This window comes from Natroniella sp. ANB-PHB2 (genome assembly GCF_046097105.1).
GTDB lineage: Bacteria > Bacillota > Halanaerobiia > Halobacteroidales > Halobacteroidaceae > Natroniella.
The window spans coordinates 1,439,560-1,465,088 of the sequence record NZ_CP175562.1; the positions used below are offsets into that span (position 1 = coordinate 1,439,560).

The 25,529-nt window shown below is 35.2% G+C and carries 30 protein-coding genes; all 30 read right to left on the reverse strand.

Annotated features, from left to right (window positions below):
• Position 1 precedes the first annotated feature (1 nt).
• Positions 2-307: a hypothetical protein gene (locus tag ACKF5P_RS07120; protein ID WP_408954526.1), complete on the reverse strand. Its 306-nt coding sequence runs from the start codon at positions 305-307 to the stop codon at positions 2-4.
• A gap of 14 nt (positions 308-321) precedes the next feature.
• Complete coding sequence (locus ACKF5P_RS07125; protein ID WP_408954527.1) at positions 322-2,118, reverse strand: FapA family protein; 1,797 nt, start codon at positions 2,116-2,118, stop codon at positions 322-324.
• Positions 2,119-2,139: 21 nt separating this feature from the next.
• The gene (locus tag ACKF5P_RS07130; protein WP_408954528.1) at positions 2,140-2,919 is read right to left on the reverse strand and encodes a FliA/WhiG family RNA polymerase sigma factor; all 780 of its coding nucleotides are present in this window, start codon (positions 2,917-2,919) and stop codon (positions 2,140-2,142) included.
• Between the two features lie 11 nt (positions 2,920-2,930).
• Positions 2,931-3,317: a hypothetical protein gene (locus ACKF5P_RS07135; RefSeq protein WP_408954529.1), complete on the reverse strand. Its 387-nt coding sequence runs from the start codon at positions 3,315-3,317 to the stop codon at positions 2,931-2,933.
• 16 nt (positions 3,318-3,333) lie between these two features.
• Complete coding sequence (locus ACKF5P_RS07140; RefSeq protein WP_408956635.1) at positions 3,334-3,795, reverse strand: chemotaxis protein CheD; 462 nt, start codon at positions 3,793-3,795, stop codon at positions 3,334-3,336.
• Between the two features lie 13 nt (positions 3,796-3,808).
• Positions 3,809-4,441 carry a chemotaxis protein CheC gene (locus tag ACKF5P_RS07145; protein ID WP_408954530.1) on the reverse strand — a complete coding sequence of 211 codons (633 nt, stop codon included), beginning with the start codon at positions 4,439-4,441 and terminating at the stop codon, positions 3,809-3,811.
• Between the two features lie 35 nt (positions 4,442-4,476).
• The gene (locus ACKF5P_RS07150; RefSeq protein WP_408954531.1) at positions 4,477-5,166 is read right to left on the reverse strand and encodes a flagellar brake protein; all 690 of its coding nucleotides are present in this window, start codon (positions 5,164-5,166) and stop codon (positions 4,477-4,479) included.
• 26 nt (positions 5,167-5,192) lie between these two features.
• Entirely contained in the window at positions 5,193-5,915 is a 723-nt protein-coding gene (locus ACKF5P_RS07155; RefSeq protein ID WP_408954532.1) for a flagellar brake protein, read from the reverse strand.
• A 15-nt stretch (positions 5,916-5,930) separates the two neighbouring features.
• Positions 5,931-6,839, reverse strand: coding sequence for a MinD/ParA family protein (locus tag ACKF5P_RS07160; RefSeq protein ID WP_408954533.1), 909 nt, complete (start codon positions 6,837-6,839; stop codon positions 5,931-5,933).
• Positions 6,836-7,918: a flagellar biosynthesis protein FlhF gene (gene flhF / locus ACKF5P_RS07165; protein WP_408954534.1), complete on the reverse strand. Its 1,083-nt coding sequence runs from the start codon at positions 7,916-7,918 to the stop codon at positions 6,836-6,838. Before flhF ends, ACKF5P_RS07160 begins: the two co-directional genes overlap by 4 nt.
• 1 nt (position 7,919) lies before the next feature.
• Positions 7,920-9,995: a flagellar biosynthesis protein FlhA gene (gene flhA / locus ACKF5P_RS07170; protein WP_408954535.1), complete on the reverse strand. Its 2,076-nt coding sequence runs from the start codon at positions 9,993-9,995 to the stop codon at positions 7,920-7,922.
• Between the two features lie 2 nt (positions 9,996-9,997).
• Entirely contained in the window at positions 9,998-11,059 is a 1,062-nt protein-coding gene (flhB, locus tag ACKF5P_RS07175; protein ID WP_408954536.1) for a flagellar biosynthesis protein FlhB, read from the reverse strand.
• A gap of 4 nt (positions 11,060-11,063) precedes the next feature.
• A complete protein-coding gene (fliR, locus tag ACKF5P_RS07180) occupies positions 11,064-11,849 on the reverse strand; it encodes a flagellar biosynthetic protein FliR (RefSeq protein WP_408954537.1) in 786 nt (261 codons plus the stop codon).
• Between the two features lie 15 nt (positions 11,850-11,864).
• Positions 11,865-12,134: a flagellar biosynthesis protein FliQ gene (fliQ, locus tag ACKF5P_RS07185; protein ID WP_408954538.1), complete on the reverse strand. Its 270-nt coding sequence runs from the start codon at positions 12,132-12,134 to the stop codon at positions 11,865-11,867.
• 18 nt (positions 12,135-12,152) lie between these two features.
• A complete protein-coding gene (fliP, locus tag ACKF5P_RS07190; protein ID WP_408956636.1) occupies positions 12,153-12,914 on the reverse strand; it encodes a flagellar type III secretion system pore protein FliP in 762 nt (253 codons plus the stop codon).
• Complete coding sequence (locus ACKF5P_RS07195) at positions 12,904-13,233, reverse strand: flagellar biosynthetic protein FliO (RefSeq protein ID WP_408954539.1); 330 nt, start codon at positions 13,231-13,233, stop codon at positions 12,904-12,906. Before ACKF5P_RS07195 ends, fliP begins: the two co-directional genes overlap by 11 nt.
• Positions 13,234-13,249: 16 nt before the next feature.
• A complete protein-coding gene (gene fliY / locus ACKF5P_RS07200; protein ID WP_408954540.1) occupies positions 13,250-14,407 on the reverse strand; it encodes a flagellar motor switch phosphatase FliY in 1,158 nt (385 codons plus the stop codon).
• Positions 14,400-15,410, reverse strand: a complete 1,011-nt coding sequence (gene fliM / locus ACKF5P_RS07205) for a flagellar motor switch protein FliM (RefSeq protein WP_408954541.1) — start codon at positions 15,408-15,410, stop codon at positions 14,400-14,402. The genes fliY and fliM overlap by 8 nt, the downstream gene beginning before the upstream one ends.
• Positions 15,411-15,556: 146 nt before the next feature.
• Complete coding sequence (gene fliL / locus ACKF5P_RS07210; RefSeq protein WP_408954542.1) at positions 15,557-16,006, reverse strand: flagellar basal body-associated protein FliL; 450 nt, start codon at positions 16,004-16,006, stop codon at positions 15,557-15,559.
• 3 nt (positions 16,007-16,009) lie between these two features.
• A complete protein-coding gene (locus ACKF5P_RS07215) occupies positions 16,010-16,735 on the reverse strand; it encodes a flagellar motor protein MotB (RefSeq protein WP_408954543.1) in 726 nt (241 codons plus the stop codon).
• The gene (locus ACKF5P_RS07220) at positions 16,722-17,531 is read right to left on the reverse strand and encodes a motility protein A (RefSeq protein ID WP_408956637.1); all 810 of its coding nucleotides are present in this window, start codon (positions 17,529-17,531) and stop codon (positions 16,722-16,724) included. The genes ACKF5P_RS07215 and ACKF5P_RS07220 overlap by 14 nt, the downstream gene beginning before the upstream one ends.
• Before the next feature lie 10 nt (positions 17,532-17,541).
• Complete coding sequence (locus tag ACKF5P_RS07225) at positions 17,542-17,739, reverse strand: flagellar FlbD family protein (RefSeq protein WP_408956638.1); 198 nt, start codon at positions 17,737-17,739, stop codon at positions 17,542-17,544.
• 231 nt (positions 17,740-17,970) lie between these two features.
• Positions 17,971-19,458 (reverse strand): flagellar basal-body rod protein FlgF, encoded by a 1,488-nt coding sequence (gene flgF / locus ACKF5P_RS07230; protein WP_408954544.1) that lies wholly within the window; start codon positions 19,456-19,458, stop codon positions 17,971-17,973.
• 429 nt (positions 19,459-19,887) lie between these two features.
• Entirely contained in the window at positions 19,888-20,262 is a 375-nt protein-coding gene (locus ACKF5P_RS07235; protein WP_408954545.1) for a TIGR02530 family flagellar biosynthesis protein, read from the reverse strand.
• An 89-nt stretch (positions 20,263-20,351) separates the two neighbouring features.
• Positions 20,352-20,837, reverse strand: coding sequence for a flagellar hook assembly protein FlgD (flgD, locus tag ACKF5P_RS07240; protein WP_408954546.1), 486 nt, complete (start codon positions 20,835-20,837; stop codon positions 20,352-20,354).
• Positions 20,838-20,849: 12 nt separating this feature from the next.
• On the reverse strand, positions 20,850-22,304 hold the full coding sequence (locus ACKF5P_RS07245; protein ID WP_408954547.1) for a flagellar hook-length control protein FliK: 1,455 nt from the start codon (positions 22,302-22,304) through the stop codon (positions 20,850-20,852).
• Between the two features lie 94 nt (positions 22,305-22,398).
• The gene (locus tag ACKF5P_RS07250) at positions 22,399-22,944 is read right to left on the reverse strand and encodes a magnesium transporter MgtE N-terminal domain-containing protein (RefSeq protein WP_408954548.1); all 546 of its coding nucleotides are present in this window, start codon (positions 22,942-22,944) and stop codon (positions 22,399-22,401) included.
• A 17-nt stretch (positions 22,945-22,961) separates the two neighbouring features.
• Positions 22,962-23,423 (reverse strand): flagellar export protein FliJ, encoded by a 462-nt coding sequence (gene fliJ / locus ACKF5P_RS07255; RefSeq protein ID WP_408954549.1) that lies wholly within the window; start codon positions 23,421-23,423, stop codon positions 22,962-22,964.
• 8 nt (positions 23,424-23,431) lie between these two features.
• The gene (fliI, locus tag ACKF5P_RS07260; RefSeq protein ID WP_408954550.1) at positions 23,432-24,757 is read right to left on the reverse strand and encodes a flagellar protein export ATPase FliI; all 1,326 of its coding nucleotides are present in this window, start codon (positions 24,755-24,757) and stop codon (positions 23,432-23,434) included.
• Positions 24,750-25,454: a FliH/SctL family protein gene (locus tag ACKF5P_RS07265; protein ID WP_408956639.1), complete on the reverse strand. Its 705-nt coding sequence runs from the start codon at positions 25,452-25,454 to the stop codon at positions 24,750-24,752. The genes fliI and ACKF5P_RS07265 overlap by 8 nt, the downstream gene beginning before the upstream one ends.
• Positions 25,455-25,529: the final 75 nt, after the last annotated feature.

Genomic DNA, 25,529 nt, shown 5'->3' on the forward strand with positions numbered 1-25,529 from the left:
GTCAAATCTTAATATCAATATATGAACCTCGTTTCTTAGTGAACAATTGCTCATCATCTTCCTGAGCTCCTTCTTTACTTTCCTGCTCTTGATTTTGTTGTTTAGCCTTTTCCTCCTCCTCTTCAACTTGTTTATGCTCAGTTTCTTCAGACTTGTTAACTCTATTCTCTTTTTTTATATTCTTTTTATTTAATTCTTGAGCAACTTGATTATAGTCTAACTCAGGTTTGTTTTGCCGTTCTTGTTCTAGTTGATTAATTTTTAAAGAACGAGGAAGAGTTGTCTTAGGTGTAATTGGTTCAGTCATTTTCAATCACCACCTTATGAATAAGATGTAGTCTTAACCTCTTCATCCTCAACATAATATTGAAGATGGCTTTTAGACTTTGTTACCTTCTTACCACATGTCCCAATTGTAAGGGTTACTCCTGAATGGATAGTCTCATAAACCTTAATTCTACCCTTCTTTCCTTCCTCTAACCTTTCAGCCAACTTATCACGCTCAGCCTTCAACTTTTCTAAATCACCGGCAAGATTAAACCTTTGACGTGTCAGTTGGTTCAATAATTGTTGTTTTTTATTAGATAATTTACCATCAAGCTTCTCTTTCTTCTTCTTTAATACTCTAACATCCTTAACTATTTCATCTATTTTTTCCTGCTTTTGATTATATTCAGCTTGCTTTGTTTCAAATTGATCCCTTAACTCCGGGGTAATTCCTACATAAACTTCAGTAGAAGTTGCCAAGCTAGAACCAATAATCTTCGCATCTATTTCTTTCCCTGCTCTAACCTTTCCTCCTACAATCAACCCTTTGCCCTGATTTAAAATTATCTGCTCTCCAGCATCTATATCACTATGCATAATTGCATCTTTAACAACCAGATCTTTTTCTGTCTTAACTATACCATTTTCAATAAACTTTACAGTAATATTTCCTTGAGCATTGATCTCTCCTTTATTTAAGCCAATAAAACCTTTAGCTATATCAACCTGGCCTTGAGATTTAATCTTCCCACCATGTACACTACCATTGATTTGTACATTACCTTTAGCTTTAATCTCCAACCCATCATTGACATTACCTTTGACTATCACATTACCTTTAAAATCTATATTCCCAGTCGATAAGTCTAAATCACCATTGACTGTATGGACATCCAAGACGCTAATCTTCCCTTCATTATAAACAACTTGACCCTCCATAGTCGATCTAATAGCCAAACCATCCTCACTAATTTCAACATTTTCACCTTCTTGCAGCTCAATATCTTCAACTGGTTCAGGAGGAATTTCTTCTCCAGTTACTGTTATTCCAGCCTCGCCTTCTACCGGTAGACTCTTAGTAGCCAATACTTCCCCTTCTTCCACATTGATGATTCTATTTAAATTATAAAAGTCAACACTACCATCATCTAACTGATTGACGTTTTTGTCTTTTTTTTCCAAGTCAAATTGTAAATTTATCTTTCCATCCTCACCAGGAACTGGTTCTTTACCTACTGCTATTAGATAATTCTCATACTTTTTTTGAGGAGCAAAATCGGCAGTAAATTCTTCCCTTCTAATCCCCGCTACAACTCCTGCTTCTTTCAATTGCTTAATTACCTGATCAACAGTATACTCCTCTCCTCCTAAAGGTGGGCAATAGTCTAGATAAGCTGCCATCTGATCTGAACTAATAGTTACATTAACTTTTGCATCACGATCTAATTCTGGTTTTCTATCAGCAACTTTAATCTCTTCATTAATAGTTAATGCTTCACTAATAGCAGCATAGTCTATATCAACAATCTCTTTTTCTTCTAATACTCTTTCAATTGTTTCAATTTTAACTTCTGCTCCATTTCCTTGAGGAGGTTTTACCTTTAAAAAGATCCCATCTGATTTAACCTTAACCTCAAAGCTTCCATCAATAGACTCTTCAATTTCTAACACAGCTTCATAAACCTTTTTGCTACCAAAAAAACCTAAAATCTTCTTTTCTTCAAGTACTTCTAAAGATATATCTTCTTTACTAAACTCCTCTTCTACTCTCTCTTTAAGTAGTTCGTATGCCTTCTCTAAAGCCTCATCTTCTTTTTTAGCCTCTATTGTTACCTGTTCAACTATTAACATATCCCTTCCTCCTCTCATAAGTTAGCCTACTAATAACTCTTTTTTTCTACTTAAATGGCCCCTTAATCTAAAGATAGCTTTTGTATGTAGTTGTGAAATCCTAGCTGTACTCAATTCCATAATTTCTCCTATCTCTTTTAAGGTCAAATCTTCGTAGTAATATAAGCTGATCACTAGCTTTTCTTTCTTAGGCAACTTATTAATAGTTTCACCTAAAATTTGTTTCATTTCATTATACTCAAAAACATTCTCCGGGCCAACACCTTCTGGATCTTCAATCAAGTCCTTTAATCTCAACTTATTTCCATCTTGAGGTGCAATTACTCTTTCTAATGAAGTATTGTCTGGGATATTAACTTCAGATAACAACTGATTAAATTCCTGCTTAGTTAAATCTAATTCTGCTCTCACTTCTTGGTCAGTAGGAGTCCTATTTAATTGATTTTCTAATTTAATATAAACTTTGGTCAAATTCTTTGCTTTCCTTCTAATGCTTTGAGGTACCCAATCTAACTTTCTGAGCTCATCATAAATTGCTCCTCTAATTCTTGGTACTGCATAAGTTGAGAATTTTATATTTCGCTCATCATCAAATCGCTCTAGTGCATCCATTAATCCCAACACACCATAATTGACTAAATCCTCAAAATTAAAATTATCAGGCAAAGTAACAATAACCTTACCAGCAAGATGCTTAACCAATGGGAGGTATTTCAAAACCAATTTCTCTTTAGCCTGTTGCGAATTTTCTTGTTTATACTCACGCCATAACACATCCTCATCATTCTTAGTGCTGATCATCTAAATCCCCCCTACTTCTCTTCTTTCATATTTCTAACTATCTGTGCTGTTTTTTTAGAATTTTCTTCTATGTCATTTATTATATTTGGATTATCTTGACTTAGATCATTAAAATTAAGTGGGGTCAATTCCGACTCTTCTGCTTCACCTTCATTTTTTTCTTCATTGACTGCTATTTCAGCTTCAGCTCCTGCTAATTTTTCTGATTTATTACTATTTAAGTTATTAGCTATTAATTGACCTATAATTGCTCCAATTAAACTAAAAACTAATCCTCCTATAACTGATCTTTTGACTATTGTCAACCAGTTTAAATTAGCAATTAGAGCTACTGCTAAAACTACAATACTAGCAATTACTAAAAATAGTAAAGCCAACTTTTTAGCTAACCAGCTCAATTTATAATCTCTCCTTTTATAAAACTATATCATCATGTTTTACTGTCTTAATTAATACTTTACCAGTTGCATTATGCAATTCCATAGTCCTTCCATAATTTTCGCCTACTTCAGCTCCTAAAATAGGAATTCCCTTTTCCTGTAAAATCCTCTCAACAGCCTCTATATTTCTAGCTCCTATCCTCATTTTATCATTTGAACTAGAAAAATTAAACATTTGAGCTCCACCAGCCATTTTAGCTTCCAAGCGATTGAGATTAACTCTTTTTTTTCTTAATTTATCCAATAACATATCTAAAGCAGTATCTGCATATTTAGCAGGGTTCCCTTGTTCACGGTTAGCAGGAAATTCAGGTAACATTACATGAGCCATACCACCGATTTTTGTCGATTTATTATAGAGTGTTACCCCTACACAGGAACCTAAGCCAGAAGTAATAATAATATCTTCTCCACTTCCAACTTTAAGATCTGCCATTCTTACTCTGATTTTACCTTTCACTAGCAACACCCAACTTCTCTAGTATAAATTGTAAAGATTCTGGTTCAGGTATTAAAAAAAAGTTTCCTTTAACCTCCTGTTCCATATCACTTAAAAATTCTGTTTCAATCACTAAAGCATAATCTCCTATTTGACCTAATTCTATAAAACAGACCTCTAAAATAGCCCCAGCCATATCAAACTCTAAAGAAGGGACTGAAGGGTTGATCTTTAAGTCTAACATCTGAGAAAATGCATTTAAATTTGCTCCAGTTAAAATATTAGAGATCTCTTTTAAAGCAGAGGCTTCAAACTCCCCTAGCTCATTTTCAATATCTGTATCTTGACCAGCAAGCAATTGAATCAATAAATTGGCACTATCTGGGAGCAAAGTAAATAAAACTCCTCCATTAATATCCCCTTCAGTTCTGACTAACATAGCTACTATTAACTCCTCTTCATTGCCAATTATACCAGGCAGATCTGATATTGGAGTTAAATTAACATTAGGAACTGTCATTTTAATCTTACTATTTAGCATAGCGGATAATGAAGTAGCAGCATTCCCTGCTCCAATACTAGCTACCTCTTTTAAAGCATCCAATTGTAATGGCTTTAACTGAGACAAATCATTATTACGCATCAACGATCACCTCTTATATATATATTCTAGGTAAATTAAATCAATCCCTTTTTTCTTAACTCTCTCTGTTTAGAAAAAACCCATTCAACTATTTCATCCCTAAGATATTCAGCTAAATCTAAAAATTTAACTCCAATAGAATATTTAACTTCACCTGTTTTAACTTTTTTTCTTCTAATTCGAACTACTTCTCCATTAACTATATCTAGACTCAAAGGCGTTAACACTTTTAGCTCCAAAAAATCTCCTTCTTCTAAATCATTTAAATTTTCTGTTATTATTCTTAAACCGCCACCACTTATATCTGATATTGCTGCTACGCTAAATTCTCTATCTCTATCAATCGCCTTAAATTTTTCCTTGATATCACTATATTCTACTATTCTATACTTTACTTCACCTGTTACTGGTACCCTAACATAATTTCTGCGCTGAATTCTTTGGAGTTGGCCCTTAACACCCACTATTAAAATTGGATGCGGCTTTTTTTTCCAGGAAATCAATTCAGTTTCAACTTTATATAATCCATTATTATCAATCCAGTGCACCGTCAGCTCCAAACCCTTTTCTAATGAAGACAAATTCTGCTCTACTTCTTCTAAAACTATTAATTCTATCTGCTCTTTGCTAAAATCAATTACCTTAGCCTTCTTACTATCAGCTATATTTTCTTCAGTTTTACTGAACTTTACTTCCTGTTCGATAGACAACTTTCGCTCTAACATATAAGCCCCCTCCCAATTTAAATAGGTTAAATAAGCCCCTTTTGCCTTAATTCACGCTGTTTATCAAAAATCCACTTCACCAACTTATCCTTATGCTCTTTAGCCAAATTAACAAATTTTACTCCTACAATATACTTCTTTTGGTCATTTTCAATCTTTTCTGTGACTCTAACCACTTGACCTAACACCTTAGTTACTGAAAGATCAGCAAAATCAAGATTAATTCTAATAATCTCTTCTTCTTCTAACTCCATCATCGTCTGCATCTTCATCTTCAATCCACCGGCACTAATATCAACAATAAGTGCTTTATGATCATTCTCTTCTCCATCAATTCCAGTAATATTTTCTGCTTGAAAAACTTCGGCACCCACTAATTCATATTCTGTCTCTTCATAAATCTCTAATCTAAATGATTTACGCTCTTGGGTCCTCTTGATCTGACCTGATATCTTTAACTTTAGTAGCGGGGTAACATCTACTTCTTTGCTTATTACTGTAACAGGTATCCTGTATAATCCATTCTGTTTTTGCAAGAAAACAGTTCCTTTCGTTCCATTAGAAATCTTAATTAATTTTCCGTTAGCAAACGGGTTGGTAATCAAAAAAGTATCCTCAGTTAAGATATCTGCTATTTGAGCGGAATACTTATCTTCATATTGTTCATGTAAAAACTCTATCTCAATTCCCTGATTTATCTTCAGCTTACGGCGAAGTTGAGACTTGTTAATCCTCTGGGTATTCCTCACAATCTCCCTCCTCAACTAAAAGTTTAACAACTTATTAAAAAAACCTTTAATCCCTTTAGGCTCTTTTTCTTTTGCTTCTTTGTCTAACAACTTAGCAACTATTTGATTAGTGCTTTTTACTACTTGTGCTTTAGGAAATTCTAAAAAGAATGGCCTTCTCTTTTTAACTGCCTTAGTTACTGCTTTATCAGTAGGTAAAACCCCTAATAAACTTACTTCCAACTTTAAAAAATCACGAGCAGTTTTAACCAGTCTGTCTGCCACCTTGTTACCTTCATTACTATTTTCCACTTGATTAACTACTAATTTAATAATAGCTTCTTGGTCATGTTTAGCAATTACTTTTATTACTCCATAAGCATCCGTAATTGATGTTGGTTCTGGAGTAGAGATGACAATCGCTTCATCTGCTGCTAAAACAAAATTAATAACATTATTGGTTAAACCAGCTCCTGTATCAATTAGAATAATATCGAACTCTTTATCTATTTTATTCCAACAGTCAATTAAATTATTAATCTGATAAGAAGATAGATTAGCTAACTCTTCTAATCCAGACCCTCCAGGAATTAAAGCTAAACCATCAGGGCCATCTACAATTATCTCTTCTAATTTTTTTTCTCCTCTAATAACATGGCTTAAATTATAGCTAGGACTAACACCTAAAATAACATCTAAATTGGCCATTCCTAAATCAGCATCAATGACCATCACTTCTTTACCTTCTCGCTGTAATCCTAAGGCCAAATTAGCAGTTAAGTTCGATTTGCCTACCCCACCCTTACCACTTGTTATAGCATATACATAAGCTGAGTTCTCTTTTTTTATTACGCTACCTTTTGTCAATTTATCCTTAGTTTTCTCTTTAGACTTCCCTTTCATACTTTGAACTAAGTTTCTCAATTTTTCTGCTTGGTCTGTCATAATTCAAACCCCTTAACAATATCAGCAGCTAATTCATTAGATTCAGCTATCTTTATATCTTCAGGTACATCTTGTCCTAGTGTTACATAAGATAAGGGTTTTTCAGCTTTAGTCATTACTTCAAAGACAACTCCCAATGAGTTAGTTTCATCAAGTTTAGTAATAATCAATTTATCTAAATCAATCATTTGGTATATATCAATCACTTCCATTGCATCCTCTATCTTAGTTGTAGCACTCAATACTAGATAGACCTCATCAATTGGAGCTTTTTTGATAAAACCTTTTAATTCTGACATATGCACTTGATTATTTTGACTCCTTCCAGCAGTATCAATCAATACTAAATCATATCCTTGATAATTTTCAATTGCTGTTACTAACTCTTGAGGAGTAAATACAACTTCTAAAGGTAGGTCAATAATTTCACTATAAGTTTTTAATTGATCAACTGCTGAAATACGATAGGTATCAGCTGTAATTAAGCCTACCTTCTTATCTTCAAATAAAGCAAAATTAGCAGCTAATTTTGCCAACGTAGTAGTCTTGCCGACACCAGTTGACCCGACTAAAGCTACTACTTTTGTTCTTCCATCTTCTAGCTGGATAGGTTCTATATTATTAAGTTGACTTTTCAATTCTTCTTGTAAAATCTCTCTAATTCCTTCCTGATCCTCTAAAGTAGGAGCTCCTAACCTTCTTACAATCTTACCAGCTAGTTGATGTGCTGTCTCATGACTGATTCCAACCTCTAATAATGCCTCAATTAATTCTTGAAAACTCTGCTTAGGCATTAAAGATAAATTTTGCTGACGATTATTCTCCATCTCTCCCATTAAATTATTCATCATACCCTTCATCTCTTTCAATTCACGCTCTAATTGATTATCTTCTCGCTGCTTACTTTCTTTTCCTTCAGTACTAGCTAAAACTTCAACCATCTCTTTAGCAAATAAACCAAAGACTCCTCCTTTTTTATACTTGCGGGTATGAAGAATAATGGCATCAGAGCCTAAATCAGACTTAACTTTAGCAACTACTTCTTGCATATTCTCTCCACGATATTTTTTTATCTTCATTTTATAACCTCACCATCCCTACTGTCTGAACATTAAGATAAGGTTCTAATTCATTAAACGATAATACAACTAAATTAGGTGCTATCTGTTGCGTCAATTCTTTGAAATGGTACCTAATAATCGGAGCGGTTAATACAATTGGTTCATAACCTTGATTACTTACTTTTTCTACTTCTTGGGCCAAATTATTTAAGATCTGCTGTGTTATATTAGGCTCAAGTGCTAAATAAGAACCTTGTTCAGTATGCTCCATTGCTTCAGAAAGTTTTTCTTCTAACTGCGGTGCTAATGTAATTACATAAATATTGCTATTATCATCCTTATATTTTTTAGAAATATGCCTAGACAACGCATCTTGTCTAACATATTCAGTCAAAATCTTCTTGTCTTGTGTGTTTCTAGCTTGATCAGCAAGCACTTCTAAAATTGAAACTAAATCCCTAATCGAAATACCTTCTTTTAATAAATTCTGCAAAACCTTTTGTACCTGTCCAATCGATAATAAATCAGGAATCAATTCATCAACAACTGCTGAATAATCATCTTTCACATTATCGATCAACTCTTTAACCTCTTGTCTTCCTAATAGCTCATGAGCATGTGATTTAACCAATTCAGTCAAATGAGTTGCTACTACTGAGGGAGGATCAACTATTGTATAGCCTGCCATTTCTGCCTTCTCTTTCTCAGCCTCATCAACCCATAAAGCAGGCAAGCCAAAAGCTGGCTCTGTCGTATCTATTCCTTCAATCTCTTCTGTAGCCATTCCAGAATCCATTGCTAAATACTTATCAGCTAAAATTTCATGTTCTGCTATCTCAACTCCACGTAAATTGACTCGATAATGGGTCGGTTCTAACTGCATATTATCTCTGATTCTAATTGGAGGAATCACAATTCCTAATTCTAAGGCACACTGTCTTCTAATCATAGAAACTCGATCTAACAAATCTCCTCCTTGTTCAGGTACTACTAGAGGAATTAGATTATATCCTACTTCTACTTCCATCGGATCAACCTGTAACAGTTGAGTTATATTTTCTTGCTCACGATATTCCTCAACCTCTTCTTCTTCAACAGCAGCTACTTCTTCTTTTATCTCTTCAACAGAAGCATCATATAGAAGATAACCTAAGCCCCCTGCTAAAATAGCCAACAACAAAAAAGGAAATGTCGGTAACGGACTAAAAAGCCCTAAGACAAATAAAACTACCGCAACCAATACTAAACTTTTGGGCTGGGCCAACAACTGCTTAGTAAAATCTTGACCTAAATTCCCTTCCGAAGCTGCTCTAGTCACAACAATACCAGTTGCTGTAGAGATCAATAAAGCTGGGATCTGACTGACCAAACCATCACCAACAGTCAATAATGTATATGTCTGTAATGCATCTGTAATTGGCATTCCTAGTTGAATAACACCAATGACCAACCCACCTAAAACATTGATTAAAGTAATTATAATTCCTGCTATTGCATCACCTTTAACAAACTTACTGGCACCGTCCATCGCCCCATAAAAGTCTGCTTCCTGACGAATCTCTTCTCTTTTCTGCCTTGCTTCAGCTTCAGTAATCAATCCTGAGTTTAGGTCAGCATCGATACTCATCTGCTTACCAGGCATAGCATCTAAAGTAAAACGCGCTGAAACTTCTGCTACCCTTTCAGCACCTTTAGTAATTACAATAAATTGAATTGCAACTAAGATAACAAAAATAACAAATCCTACTACATAATTTCCTCCTACAACAAAATCTCCAAAGGCCTCTATTACATTTCCAGCATCTGCCTGACCTAAAATCAATCTAGTCGTAGAAACATTCAATGCCAATCTAAACAATGTAGCTATCAATAATAATGATGGAAAAACAGATAACTCTAAAGGATTCACTAAATACATCGAAACTAACAAAATAGTTAATCCTAAACTAATATTTAGTGTCAATAAAAGATCCAATAAAACTGTCGGTAAAGGAATAATAAACATTATTACTACCATAATTACTGCTACTGCAAAGATGACATCATTATATTGGGCCCAATTACTCTGTTGAATTCTTTCTAAGGGTGTCGCCACTCTTACGACCTCCTTTCCTCATCCAGTTGATAAACATAAGCTAAAATTTCTGCTACAGCTTGATATAATTCATATGGTATCTCTTCACCAATCTCGACCAATTTATATAATGCTCTTGCTAAAGGCTTCTCCTCTACAATCTCTATCTCATTCTCTGTAGCTACTTCCTTAATTCTTTGAGCAATCTCCCCTTGGCCCTTAGCTATCAAGATTGGAACTTCCATCGTCTCCAATTCAAATTTAACAGCAACAGCAATATGGGTCGGGTTAGTAATTACTACATCCGCTTCCGGTACCTCTTGCATCATTCTACTCATAGCCATCTCTTGTTGTTTCTGTTTACGTTTCGATTTGACCTCTGGACTACCTTCCATCTGTTTTCTCTCTTCTTTAACCTCATGTTTAGTCATCTTCAATTGCTGCTCATGTTCCCACTTTTGATAAATCAAATCAATAACCCCTATAACAATCATAAAAGCACTGACTCTCATTGCCAAAGAAAAAGCGGTATTCCCAATCAATCCTAAAGCATGATTCAAACCAACTGAAATTAATAATAAATATTGGCTCAAGACATCTCTAATCGTTAAGTATGATATATAAGTAATAATTCCTACTTTTAATAAAGATTTAATCAATTCCATAAAAGTCCGCTTAGAAAAGAGCTTTTTGGCCCCTTCAATCGGATTCAATTTATTTAACTTCGGTATTAAGACTTTGGGAGTAAATAAAAAGCCGATCTGTAAATAAGTAATTGCTATCCCTACTGCAGTAACTATAAGCAGAATCGGTGCTATCAGTCTCAATCCTAAAAAGGCTATCTCTAATAATAAATTATGAAAACTATTAGCAGTCATCTCCATCGTAAGATAACTTGAAAATGATTTATAGGTGAACTTTATAATCTCTTCTATTAAATGTCTCATCAAAAAGTATAAAATTATAAAACTGAATAATAAGGTAAACGCACTATTTAACTCCTTGCTACTTGCTACTTGACCTTCTTCTCTAGCTTCTTGTCTACGTTTGGGGGTGGGATCTTCCGTTTTTTCTTCTCCAGGCATCAGTTCATCCTCTTTCTATCATTAAATTTAAGATTTGATATAACTCTTCAAACCGCTCCATAAATAAATTTTGCATAAAACTCAGATAATTTGGCAAAATAAAACCCAAAACAACCAGGCCAACAAAAACCTTAGTAGGTAAACCTAGCATAAAGACATTCATCTGTGGAACAGTTCGAGCAACCAGACCAAAAGCAAGATCAACAATAAAGACAATCGCCATAATTGGTAAAGCAATTTGAAAAGCCAATGGAAATAGATCACCAATAATCCTTAGTACCGCTCTTAAAAACTCTGGTGATGACTGAAAGTTAGTCACTTGAACCACTTTAAAGCTATCCGCAAGTAATCTCAATTGATAATGATGAGCATTAATCGACAAAAAAAGTAAGGTAGCTAGTACATTCTTAAATTGTCCTATTAAAGGAGCCTGAATCCCATGTAACGGATCCATAACACTAGCCATCATAAACCCCATCTTCCGATCAATAAATATTCCAGCCAGCTGAACAGTAATAAATGTCAATTGTAAAAGAAAACCAACTAATAATCCAATAAATAACTCAATCAGCAATTGATATCCAACCAATAATAATTGCTCAGGAAGCTCAATCCCTTCCCACGACAGCGTTGGGAATAAGACAAAAACGATCAAGACTGCCAATCCTACTCGCAATCTACGTGGTAAAACCTCACTTCCAAAGATAGGAGCCACTGCAAAAAAACCTACTATCCGGGCCAACACTAAACTGAATTGATATATTTGAGTCAACAATTCTGCTTCTTCCATACTTACTCCACCTTATCAACCAATATAGCTGGGAATATTAATAAATAGTTCACCAACAAAATCCAATAAAACATTTAACACCCACGGGCCAAAGACCATCAAAGCCACTAAAACAGCCAAAATCTTGGGGATAAAACTTAAAGTCTGTTCCTGAATCTGAGTCGTTGCCTGAAAAATACTGACTATTAAACCTGCTAACATTCCTAATAATAACATCGGTGCTGCTACTTGGATAGTTACCAACAGTGCTTTACGTCCAATTTCAATTACTAAAGTTTGACTCATCTACTCTTCGCTCCTTAATTAAAAAGTCTCAACTAAAGATTTAATTACTAAATACCACCCATCGACCAATACAAATAATAGCACTTTAAAAGGTAGAGAAATCATAACTGGTGGTAACATCATCATCCCCATTGACATTAAAACACTGGCTACAATCATATCAATTACTATAAAAGGAATATAGATAATAAACCCGATCTGAAAAGCTGTCCTCAATTCACTCGTTATAAATGCTGGTATCAAAATAAAAGTTGGTACATCCTCTTGATTATTAGGTCGTTCTAATTCTGACATATTAATAAATAAAGCAATATCCTTCTCTCGAGTATTGCTAAACATAAACTCCCGTAATGGATCTAAAGTATTCTCTAAAGCTACGACCTGTTCAATCTCTTCCTCTAAATAAGGTTGTACAGCTTCTTGATTGATTTGGCCCCAGACAGGTGACATTATATAAATTGTCAAAAAGATTGCCAAGCCTATCAAAACTTGATTAGGAGGCATAGTCTGCGTTGCTAATCCCCGACGTAGTAAAGATAAAACTACAATAATCCTGGTAAATGATGTCAACAAAATCAAAATTGCCGGTGCTAAGGTTAATACCGTTAGTAATATCAGAATCTGTAATGAAGTCGCCAAATCCTGGGGTCCTTCTCCACCTTCCCCAATCTGAACATCTAAATTCGGTAAATTGAATTCAGCAACTGCTAAAGCACTACTCTGTACTAAGACTAATCCCAGCAAAACTAATATAATAATTATTAAATACTTACTTCTCATTAAATCCATCCTTACCCTTCTTGAAAAGATTTAATAGTCCGACCTCTTTCTCAATAACTAAAGAATCAACAGCTAGATCAACTTCTTTAATAAATTCTAAATTATCTTTAGTACCAGAAACTAACCAAACTTGATCAACTACCTTAATTAAATATAACGTTTGATTGCTATTTAAATAACAACGCTCTAACACCTTAATCTGATCGGTCTGATTTAATAATCCTTTCTTCCCTTGTAAAAACTTAATTATTAAAAAAAATAATCCTAAAATAGCTACTAATGTAATTAATACTTTGATAATTTCTAACCCATAGGACATAATATCAATCCTTAATTTATAATTTCTTCAATCTCTCTTCAGCACTAACTATATCTGTAACTCTAAATCCGAAGTTTTCATCAATCACAACTACCTCACCTTTAGCAATTAATTTCCCATTAACCAATAGATCAACTGCTTCTCCTGCTAACCTATCCAACTCAATTACAGAACCAGGACCTAAATCAAGTATTTCTTTAATTGACATTCTAGTTTTCCCTAATCTAACAGTCAATTCCAACGGAACATCATAAATTAAGCTAATATCATTAGTTAAATCACTAGCCAATTGTCCTCCTAATTGCTCAAACTCAACGCCTTCGACCTCAACATCTGGTTGAGGACTCATTGTTGAAGGTTGCTGTCTCTGTTGGGATTGACTCCTCATTTGAGTTTGATTTCGTTGTTGTTGGGGTTGTTGCCTTGATTGCTTTTGAGGTTGTGGTTGTTGCGACTGTTGTGGCTTGGATTCTTCAACCTCTTCCTCCTCTTGAACATCACCCATTAAGCCCTTTACTAGCTGTTTAGCAAAATCCATAGTCATTATTTGGATAATTTGACTATCTATCAAATCGCCAATATGCATATCAAATGCTACCTGAACAATATCATCATTTCCTGAGATATCTTCCAATTCAACATCATCACTACTTAATTCTAATAATTCAGCATTTGGAGGAGAAATATTAATCTTATTTCCCTCAAAAAAATCGGACATCGATGTAGCAGCAGAACCCATCATCTGATTCATTGCTTCACCTACAGCACTGATATGCAACTCACTTAATTCACCTGGAGGATCTGTACCATCTCCTCCCATCATTAGATCAGCAATAATAGCAGCATCTTCTGTTTCAACAATTAATTGATTACTCCCTTGCAACCCTTCTACATATTGAACATCAACTAAAACACATGGTCTAACATAACCCTCGACTAGTCGATTAACTGTATTTAATGATACTTCAGGAGCTGTAATCTCTACTTTTTGGTCTAATAGACCATATAAAGCTGTAGCAGCAGAGCCCATCGATATATTAGCAACTTCTCCAATTGCATCTTTCTCTAATGGACTTAATAACTCTTTATCAGTTTGTTCTTGTATAGTATCATTTACATTATTTTCTTCTAATAGCGCACTAATTTCATCTTGAGATAACATTTCATCACTCATCGTCTTCCTCCTCCCACTCATCTTGATCATCTAGTGTCGAAACAATTTCAACGGCTAAGTTGCTACCTTTCCTACCCGGTTTTGCCTCAAATTTTCTGCGTTTACTGACATGTACCTTTAAATCATTTTCTATTTTGCTATCTAACTTAATAACATCTCCTTCATTCAATTCCAACAACTGGCCAACAGTAATACTTGCTCTTCCTAGTTCAGCTATCACTGGCAATTTAGCTTTTCCTAATCTCTTCTTTAGCTTCTCTAAAGTTTCAGTAGTAGAACCTTGCCTTGATGTTGAAAACCAATATTGAGCACTCAACTTAGAGACAATTGGCTCTAAAACTATATAAGGGATACAGATATTAATTAATCCCTCGACATCTCCAATTACTGTTTCTATAGTAGCTAAAATCACCATATCATTACTAGGAACAATTTGAGTAAATTGTGGATTCGATTCTAACTCTTTAAGACGCGGCCTTAAGTCAACCACATTTTCCCACGCTTCACTAAAATTATTTAGAATCCGTTTATTTATCTTCTTTAATACTACCTCTTCAATATCAGTAAACTCTCTACTCCTATCTAAAGAACCACCTTCTCCTCCAAAGAGCCTCTCAACAATAGTATATGCTATCTTGGGGTTCATCTCAATAATAAACTCTCCATGAAGAGGATAAAAATCACAGACTGACATAATTGTAGGCTGTGGTAAAGAACGAATAAATTCATCATAAGATAACTGTTCAATTGATGTTAATTCAGACTTGACCATCGTTCTTAATTGCGTAGAAATTGAAGTAGTTAGTAATCGGCAAAAACCTTCATAAATCATCCTTAAAGTTCTTAACTGATCTTTAGATAATTTGTTAGGATGTTTGAAATCATAGACTTCTACTACCTCTTCTTCTTCTCTTTTCAATTCATCTGCTTCTACTTTTCCAGATGATACAGCATCCAATAATGAATCAATTTCATTTTGGGATAAAACTCTATTTGATGACATGAATCTACCCCCTACTTAATTAAAAAACAGAATTAACAATCGCTAAAATCTATAATTAAGCCTATTATTCTTCCTCTGCCTTTGCTTTGATCAATTCGTCTATCTCCTCTTGAGATAGAACCTCATCAGACACTTTTATCCCTCCTTTATTGGATCACAAATTCGGTAAAGAAGACATTAGTGACCTTCCCTTCTAATAATTTTTCATTTATACTTTCCATAATCTCACTTCTTAATTGCATTGCTCCTTGATCTGAAGTTACCTCTTGCTGCTCTTTTCTTCTTAAAATAGAGATAATTGTATCTCTAACCTGCGGCCTACGTCTATCTATCTCTTCAGCAGCATCAGAATCATCAACTTCAACAGTAATATTTACTCTAATAAACCTTCTTCCTTCATCAAGGTTAACTAAGAATTCACCTATTTCAGTAATTGGCCCTAATTCTCGAGCAGTAGTACTTACCTTATTCTCTTCACCCTGGTTAAAACCTCCCAGATTAACGATCATAAAATAAGATATTCCACTAGCCAATACTACTGCTATCAACATTCCTAAAATCAAACTATAATTTAAACCACCTTTTTCCTCGCTCATTAGTTATATCCCCCCATTAGTCTCCTCATCATCAGCCCTCAAAATAATAATATCTACTCTACGATTTAATTCTCTATTCTCTGGCGTATCATTAGCTTTTATAGGTTTATATTTAGAATATCCTGCAGCAAATAATCTTTCTGGAGTTATCTTCTGCTCCTCAATAAAGTATCTAACTACATTGGTTGCCCTTGTTGTCGAAAGTTCCCAATTAGAAGGAAATCTAGAATTACTGATCGGTAAATTATCTGTATGTCCTTCTACCGCCACATCATTAGGAATCGTCTTCATAAAACCAGCTATTCTTTCTAAAATATCATAAGCACTTTCTCTGATCTCTGCCTCTCCTAAAGGAAATAAGACTTTTCCAGTAAAGTGAATAGTCAAACCTCTATCTGTAATCTCTAATCTAATATCATCTTCTAAACCTTCTTCTGCAATAAAACTTGCAATTTGCTCATAAAAGTCACTCATCTGCTCTGCTCCTAATTCTTCAGTAATCATCCCTGCTTCTATCAATTCACTTCTAGAAATTGTACGACCACCATCCATGATTCCTAAACTTCCTTGAAAACCCTGAATTGCCATCTCGAATTTTTGAACATCAACCTCAGCAAAAGAATATAACAGAACAAAAAAAGCTAATAACAGAGTCATCATATCACCATAAGTTGTTAACCAACCATCACTACTGTCTTTTTTATCTTGACCCCGTTTACGTCGCGGCATTTCTCCCCACCGCCCCTCCTTCAGTCTCTTGCTCTTCATCAAGCTGATTACGAGATTTAGGAGCTAAAAAGGCTTTTAATTTTTCTTCTACAATACGAGGATTCTCTCCTGCTTGAATTGATAAGATTCCTTCAATCATTACCTCTCTAACTAAAATCTCTTCTTCACTCTTTACTCTTAACTTTTCAGCCAATGGAATAAAGACTAGATTGGCAATTAAAGCACCATATAAAGTCGTAATTAAAGCTGTAGCCATCCCCGGGCCAATGGCATCAGGATCATCTAAATGACTTAACATCCCAATCAGACCAATCAATGTTCCAATCATCCCAAAAGCAGGTGATAACTCTCCAGCTTTCTCAAAAACACCTCGATTAATAGCATGTCGCTGTTCTAAAAAATCTAATTCAGTCTCTAATATATTTCTGACTAACTGAGGGTCTGTCCCATCTACTACCAATTGGATCCCTTTCTTCAAAAATTCATCATCTAATTGATAAGCTTCATCCTCTAAAGCAAGCAACCCTTCTCTTCTTGCTTTTTCAGCAAAGCTAACCAAGACAGAAATTATATCTCTTGGTTCCTCCTGTTGCTTTGAAAAAGCTACCTTCAATGCTCCAACTCCATTCTTTAATTGTCTAAAAGAATAAGCAAGAATTACCCCACCCAGTGTACCTCCACCAACAATCAAAGCTGAAACAAGACTTACATAAATAAGAATATTTCCTTCTAATATCATTCCAAGAGCTACTAGAGAAACTCCTAAAACTAAACCTACTATCGTTGCTAAATCCAAGATTATCACCTCATTCCCATTCTGGTTTTAATCTAATCCTCCTCTTGTAATTAATTATCATATCTATTATATCATCCACATCTTCTTTAACAATCAGACGGTGATTAGTTGTTAATGTAATTACAGTATCAGGAGTTGCTTCAATTGATTCGACTAATTCAGCATTAACAACTATCTCTGAATCATTTAATCTTGTCAATTTTATGATCTTTATCACCCCTTACTTATGTAATAACATCTTTGCTAAAAGTTCAAGTTTACTATAAACAACCTCTAGCAGATATCTAAATCTTTCTGCACTTTATTTTTATTGACAATTAACGTATGTTTTTGTAGGGGCGACTCCCCGTAGTCGCCCTGGGTTTAATCTAATTTTACGGGCAGGCACGGGGACCTGCCCCTACTTAAACCTTAAACTCAAACTATATTTTAACTCTTATTACCGTTTCATATTGACAACCTCTTGTAACAACTCATCAGCAGTCGTGATACTTCTCGAGTTACCTTGGAAACCACGCTGAGTAGTAATCATTTCAGTGAACTCGCGGGACATATCGACATTTGACATCTCGATCGTTCCACCACTGATAGTTCCTCGACCACCAGCACCTGGAGCACCGATATTGGCTACCCCGGAGTTGTTAGACTCTCTAAAGGTTGTATCCCCCTCTTCAGAAAGACCAGATGGGTTATTGAAGGTAGCAGTGGCTATTTGAGCCAAGGTCTGGCGTTGGCCATTATCATAGTAACCAGTAATAGTCCCTGAACCATCGATATCGAAACTATCTAAGTCTCCAGCCTGATAACCATTGACAGAATCGACATCAGCACTAAAATCTCCTGCATATTGATTCATATCTTCAAAGTTTAAATCAATTGGTAAAGGATTTACTCCCTCAGGATCTAGTTGAATCTCACTATTTCCTGAGTCATAATTACCATCTTCATCAAAAGTAATCACTCTATTTTCATCAACATACTCATCTTCTCCATCACCTATATTTAACTGAGTAACATTATCTTCATCTATATCTAAAGCAGTTGCTATATCAATATCTTCAACATCATCTAGATCTTGAACCCAGACATTCCCTAACTCATCCTTGATATCGACTATATTCCATTCCCATTCTCCACCATCACCATTTCCTTCTCCTACTCTTGTAAATGCTACATTCACATCATACGTCCTACCTTGTGAATCATAAGATTGAATTGAAGTATAACGAGTAGACTCTTCAAACTGAGCAAAATCTGCTTCAAACTCTTCATCGTCCTCAACGGGTATGCTATCTGTTACTAAGTATTCTAATATTTGATCTCTTGTTGTCTCATTATCAAGATTAAAGCCATCTGCAGATTCATAATCATCTTCATCACTAATCCCAGGCACATCAGCACTCAAGTTACCATCATAAGTAATTTCACTTGTTGCATTAGCATCCATCGACTGACGCAGACTGATATCCTCTAATGGCTGGTTGCTATCTATATTTTCATCCGCATCAGCCATCCAACCCTGCATTCGATAGCCATTACTCGAATTAACGAGATAGCCGTCTCTGTCAAAGTTAGTATTTCCTGCTCTCGTATAGAGATCGGACGTCCCATCATTAACGACGAAGAATCCATCACCCTCGATTGCTAGATCGGTATTTCGACCTGTTGACTCTAGACTGCCCTGTTCCATACTCTTATCGATACTACCTAAACTAACACCAAGACCAACCTGTTGAGGGTTAGTACCTCCTCGTCCATCTTGAGGAGCAGATGCACCCTCCATCGTCTGGCTTAGCATACTCTGAAATGTTGCCCGACTCGACTTAAAACCGGTCGTATTCACATTAGAGATATTATTACTAATAACATCCATTTTATCCATATGGGCTCCTAGCCCTGAAACACCTGCAAACATTGATCGTAACATTTTACAACCCTCCATTTTCTTAATTAATAGTTAAACCTTTTCAACATAAGTTTTTACTGACACTTAATTGCACTATAGAATTATAATTTTATCTATACAAGATTTAACTTAATTTATCATTTATAACTATCAACCATAAAATTACTTTTATCATCTGTCGTGTACTAATCACCCAGTCTGATACCCTAGGTCGGCACAGAGACCGACCCTTACACTGAAATTTCTCTTTCAGTTGGGCAAACACAAGGTCTGCCCCTACTAGTCTGAATCTAACCTTTGGATTTAACCCTGCTTTTGAATTTGAACTCTTACTGACACAGACACAGACTACAGACACAGATCTCATTAATCACTTGGCACTCATAACTCATCACTAAACATAGCCGCTTCTATCGGTTAGCGGCCAATAGCCTCCCATAACGGGTCCAGCTACTTCATCACAATTGCACTATCAATATCGGTAAATAAATTCTCTTCACTACTCTCTTCATCCATCGCTGTAATCACCGTCTCATTTTTAACACTGACAATATAAGCATTATTGTCAGTCAAGACCAATGATTCTTGAGCCCCTTTTGCTTTAGCTTTAGCAACTGCCTCTTCTAACTTCTGCATTTCTTGACCATCAAAATCGATCTTTCTTGATTTTAATCTTTGAGCTGCATGCTTAGAGAATTTCAATTTTTTATTATTTTTCAGCTTATCCTGTAAAAATTGCTTAAAATCATTTTCCCCTTGCTCTACTTTAATAGACTTCTTCTTTTGGGGTGGGACTAAAGGCTGATTAGAATATATTCTGGTCATGCTCAACCCTCCGTTTTCTAGCTGACAGTTTACAGTTAAAGTCAGTACCTTAAACTACAACTTCAAAAAAATTTAACTGTCACTAATTCCTAAAATAACGCTGATTCTTCTCCAGTAATACCGTCACTTAATACTTTCTGAACATCTTCGATTGAATATTCTTGACCATCAACAACAATCTGGCTGGCTTTATCTTGGCTGATGATTACCTTTTCTACCTTACCAGTAATCGGGGCCAACTCCTCTTTATCTCCATCTTCACCTTCAACAGTCTGAACAATCTCAACCTGTTTATCTATAAAACTACTAGCATAAGTCAACTCTTGCTTTCTGCTCTGACTTTCAACAAAACCAGACATTGTATTATTCAGATTCTGCATCTGCTCTAAAGCACTAAATTGAGCCGTTTGAGCAATAAACTCCTTATCATCCATCGGGTCTAAAGGATCTTGATGCTTAAGCTGAGTAACCAACAACTCCAAAAATTCATCCTTTCCTAAATCCTGTGATGCAGATTCTGTCTTGCCAGTCAAATCAACATTACCACTAGTAGAAGCTCCTTCAACTGAACTCATCTTCCTCCTCCTTTATACTACATAGTCTACACCATTCAACTCAACATTTGTCTGCTGTTGCATTTCCTCCAGAATTTCTTCGGCAGTCATCTGCTCCATATCCAGACCAAACTCTCGCTTACTTTCTTGCTCCTGTTGCTGATCAAATAAGGAGCCATCCTCTCCTTGTTCAGCAAAACTTCCGGCATAATTCTCCCCTGCTTGAGCAGATAAAACATCAATCTGTCCTACCTCTAAATCTCTTTGTAACAAAACAGATCGTAATTTAGCTAAATTATTTTCCAATAACTCCTTTACTTCACCATTTTCAGAGAGTATTCTCGCAGAAACAACTCCATCTTCTAGACCTATCCGCAAATTCAATCGGCCTAAAGACTCCGGATATAATTGAATAGTCACTTGGTTTTGATTATTGTTTGCTCCTAACAACTTAAACTCTTCACTGATCTGACCTAATATACTCTCTAAGTTAAACTGTTGACCAAATTCAACATTGTTTACCTGCTGGTTTCCTTCAACCTGCTGATTATTAGCTAATAAATTATTAAGCTCAAGCAAATCAAACTCTTGCATTTCTTGCTGAGAAAAGTCCAAATCTGCTGAACCATCCTGAAATAACTTACCTAGCTCTTCTTCACTTCCAGCAAATTGCTCTAACAACTCCATATTCAATTGACCAGTTCCATCCTTTTTATCAATACTTCCATCTTTAACTTTCTTGCTCACCTGGGTTAAATTAGTCTTATGTAGCATATCTTGAGCAAATAATGATTGTTCAGCATCAATAGTTGATTCCTCTGTCATTAAAACTTTCCCATCCATCTGAGCAGCAAGCTCTTTTAGTTTCTTCATCTCTTCTTGTTCTTGTTGGGATAGTTTCAAAAGTTGCTCCCCTTTCGTATTCTGCTGTTGACGGGCCAACTTCTCTTCAACAAGCTCTAACTGCTTGATTAACTCCAATAATTTCTGATTATCATCAGTATGATCAATCTCTTGTAGTGACTGACCATCAAGCTCTGTCTCCAGTCGATTAATTATTTCTTTTATTTGTTGCTCTTCAACTTCTAACTCTTCAATCTCTAAGTTGTTTAACAACTCACTTTTAAATAGTTGAGTTAAATCACTTAACAATGCCAAAATCTCCTCTAACTCTTCTTCACTAATCTCTTCTAAATCACCTGCTAACAACTCTTGTAGCCTGTCAAGTTTAGTATCATCAGATTTGGCTTCAGGTTCTTTGCTTGATGATTTATTTTTAACGGATTCAGATTCTTTGTTTGATGATTTACTTTTGACAACTTTATTGTCCTCAACCTCCTTTGATGGAGTCTTCCTTTCAGATAACCTATTAGAATTATCTTGTAGAGCTGATAAAAAATCATCTCTGTTTACATTAGAGCTTTGTACTTGCCTAGCTTGAGGTTGATGATTTCCACTACTGATTACATCTAACAAATTCATCGGCATCTTCTTCTCACCCCCTTTCAAAAATAATTGCAATTAAATTCAAGACCTTGATTATTGATTGCTTTTAATTATTCAATATTAAATATTAAATTCTTTATTCTGATAATAAAGTCGAAAACTGAGCTGCTTCTGCGTTAGGCATAAACTCCAAGATCTCAGCTACTATCTCTTCATCCATCTGACTTAATATATCAGTTGCTAATCTAACCTCCAACTCTGGCAACAAGTCAGCAGCTCGCTGTGAATTCATCTGACTATAAACCTCTGCTAAACGATTCAATCTAGCCTGATAATCTTCACGCTCAATTCCCACTCTTTCTAATTCCTCTTCTAAATTATCAATTGTTTTATTTAGTTGTTCAACTTCTTCTTCTTTTCCCTCTAATTCAAAATACAAATGCCGATTTTGCTCCTCTACTTCAGCTAGTTCTGAGTTAATAACAGCTAATTGCTCTTCTAATCGTTCAACCTCTTCTTCAGCAGTCAGGTAACTTCCAATTACAGGTACATTATTTAATAAATCTATTCCCTCAGCTCTGACTTGATCAAAAGTATAAATTTCAAACATATCTAATAAAAAAATAGTAAACCCTGCTAAGATGACCAATATAACTAAAGCTAGGAGTATCTTCTTCTTCATCAGCTTCTCCTCCTAATTTAAAAAATAGAACCTTTACTTCCTTGGTGGTTAAATAAATTAATTGCTAATTCATCATTAATCTTCTGCTCTTCTTGTAAAACTTCTTCTAAATGACCTTCATACTGTTGATCTTTTAATTTAACCAATGTCTTTTTTTCTTTAACCTTCTCTAACAATCGAATCCGACACTGCTCAATCTTATCTTCCCAGTATTCTAGTTGTAACAACAGCTCTTCAATCTCTTCAGTTAAATATTTAATATAATTCCGAGCTCTAAGAGCAGAAAAAAGATCAATCTCCTCTGCCTCAACCCTTTCCAATTGTTGCTGACAATTCTGCTTCTTCGTCTTATATCTGTCCAAGTTATTTTTAACTTGATTGTATTTATGCTGTAATTTAGCCAATTCCTTTTGAACTAAAGTCTCTTCTTGTTCTCTTAGATTCAAAACAGATTGTAATCCAAAAGAAAATTTTTTCATCTAGTTAATCACCCCTCAGCAAAGATATTAATTAGCTCTTCTACTGTCCTTTGGTAATCACTATCTTCATTGATATCTTGACGTAAAAAATTATTGACCTGCTTTAATTTAGACAATGCATAATCAAGCTCAGGATCACTTCCTTCTTGATAAGCACCAATATTGACTAAATCCTTAGATTCTTCATAAGTGGCCAGTACTTCTCTTAACTTTTGAGCTGATTGTCTATGCTCCTGGGTAACAATTTCATTCATCACCCTGCTTACACTCTCTAAAATATCGATTGCTGGATAATGATTTTGGGCTGCCAAATCACGAGATAAGACAATATGACCATCTAGAATCCCCCGTACAGCATCTGCTATTGGTTCGTTCATATCATCCCCTTCAACCAAAACAGTATATAAACCGGTAATCGTTCCTCGCTCATTCGTTCCAGCTCGCTCCATTAACTTAGGCAACAAAGCAAAAACAGAAGGGGTGTACCCCTTCGTTGCTGGAGGTTCTCCCACTGCTAACCCTACTTCACGCTGAGCCATAGCAAATCTCGTTACCGAATCCATCATTAACATCACATCTTGACCTTGATCTCTAAAATATTCAGCAATAGTAGTAGCTACTAATGCCCCTTTCAATCTTACCAACGCTGGCTGATCTGAAGTAGCTACTACTACCACGGAGTTTTTCAAGCCTTCCTCTCCCAAGTCACGTTCAATAAAGTCTCTAACTTCTCTACCACGCTCACCAATTAAAGCAATCACATTAATATCGGCTGATGTGTTACGAGCAATCATTCCTAGCAAAGTACTCTTTCCCACACCACTCCCAGCAAAAATTCCCATTCTCTGTCCTTTTCCACAGGTCAACAAACCATCTATACTTCTCAACCCTACTGACAGACTTTCTGTAATTCTGGTTCTAGTTAATGGATTTGGCGGTGTATTATTAATTGAATATTTTGCTGCTGCATCAGGAAATTTAAAATTGGACATTGGATTACCCAAACCATCCAGTACTTTTCCTAATAAAAAATCACCTACTTTAACCTTCAGTGACTCTCCAGTAGCAAAAACTTTACAATCCGGGCCAATCCCACTCATATCTCCCAGTGGCATCAATAAAATGTTATTTTCCTTAAATCCTACCACTTCAGCCTTGACTTTCTTATCAGCAACACTAGATTGGATCAGACAGACCTCACCTAACCTTACAGTTGGCCCTTCCGATTCAATAATTAAACCTATCACCCGCTTAACTTTACCAAAATGCTTAATCGAAGTTAAATTTTCTATTGTATTGACTAAAGAATCTAATTTAAGCAACTCTTCACTCATTATGACTCACTTCCAATAATTTAGATTCTATTTCCTTCAACTGAGAAGAAATAGTCAAATCAACCCCTCCAAAATCAGTTTCAATAATACACCCACCAATTTCGATACTTTTATCAGTAATAACTTTAACCTCTTCTAAACCATTATTAGCTTTCAACAACTCTTTTTGATACTGAGCTAACCTTTCTAGATCTTTAGGATTAACCTTAATTCTAACCTGCTCTTCATAATCTAAATACTCCAATCCAGTTTCAACAAACTTCTTAATTAACTCAGGCTTACTCTCTAACTGCTTACCAATCACTTTCTCACTAATTTTAATTACTAATCTAAATAATTTATCCTTTAGTTGTGGTAATCGTTTGGCTAAATCTTGTTGATATAACTCTACCTCTTTTTTTAGATTCCCTACTAAAGCTTTGAGTTCTTCACTTATCTGTTGTTGGCCCAGTTTAACTCCTTCTTGCTTACCTAATTTAAGCCCTTGTTGATAACCTTCCTCTTTAGCTTGCTCAAATTTCTGCTCAAACTCTATTTCAGCTTCTTGTTGAATTTCCTTCTTTAAGTCTTCAGCTTCTTGCTGAGCTTGTTGTATTATTTTTTCAGCTTTTATTTCAGCCTCTTCTAAAATATCATCTGTTTCTTTAATAACTTCAGCCTTAGCTACACTAACCTCTTCTCTTTTTTCTGCAAGAATTTGTTCTTTTTTTTCCTTCTTGACAAAAGTATCTACTAATCTAGTTTTTTTTTATCAGATTTAACTTGAGAAGAT